Genomic DNA, 816 nt, shown 5'->3' with positions numbered 1-816 from the left:
AACGATCTTGCCCTGGGCGTCCGGCGCCACGGTGCCCTTCAGGCCATCCAGCCAGCCATCCTTGCTGCCAGGCTCGCCACTACCGTCGCCCGCCACATAGATGTTGGTGTTGTAGCTGCCAATGTTGATCCTGTCGGCACGGATGATGTCCATCATCGAATAGATCTGGATGGCCGCCTGGCTGCGGCTGGCCGAACTACTGGAATTCTTGAGCGTGATCGCCTGCAGGGCAGCCACACCAAGCACGCCAATCGCCAGGACCAGCACCGCCACCATCACTTCGACCATGCCAACGCCCGACTGCCGCGATCGTGATGCCGTCATTTGATTCATCGTCGCTCCTCAATTGTCGCCGGGCGCGGAGCAGCTCGCCCCTGCCGCCCGACGCGCCGAACCGATGCGTACCGTGCTGGCGCTTATGTCGATGGCATTGCTCGACGACAAGTCCGCAGCGCACAAGGCCACGCTTCCCGCCGACCTGCTGCCCACTTTCACGAAGCCATCCGGGCTGAAATCAAACCGGTAGTTACCCGCCACAAGGTTCGGGCTGCCCGCCACCCTCAGTGCGGAATGCAAGGACACCGAACGCACGGGCTTGCTGGCGCCATTCTTGGTCACCAGTACGATCCATTGGCTGCCGGCGGAGGCAGTGCAGTTGGCGCCATCGGCGCTGGGGCACAGCGTGACAGCTGCACGGCGGCTGATCGCTTCGGCACGTGCGGCCTGCAGGGCACCGACCATTTCGTTGCCCCCGGCCGTCAGCCGGTTGTGGCTGATCATCCTGCCGAAGGCGGGCGCGGCGATGGCCGCGACGAT

2 protein-coding genes are annotated in these 816 nt (G+C 64.5%); both read right to left on the bottom strand.

Annotated features, from left to right (window positions below; genetic code table 11):
* On the bottom strand, positions 1–324 hold a 324-nt coding region (pilV, locus tag ABB22_RS17585), incomplete at its 3' end, for a type IV pilus modification protein PilV (RefSeq protein ID WP_161809389.1).
* 18 nt (positions 325–342) lie between these two features.
* The coding region (locus ABB22_RS17580) for a GspH/FimT family pseudopilin (RefSeq protein WP_057505461.1) at positions 343–816 on the bottom strand (474 nt) is incomplete at its 5' end.

Origin of the sequence: Stenotrophomonas nitritireducens (assembly GCF_001431425.1) — a bacterium.
In the GTDB taxonomy this organism is placed as follows: domain Bacteria; phylum Pseudomonadota; class Gammaproteobacteria; order Xanthomonadales; family Xanthomonadaceae; genus Stenotrophomonas; species Stenotrophomonas nitritireducens.
This window is presented reverse-complemented; position numbering and strand designations above follow the sequence as displayed.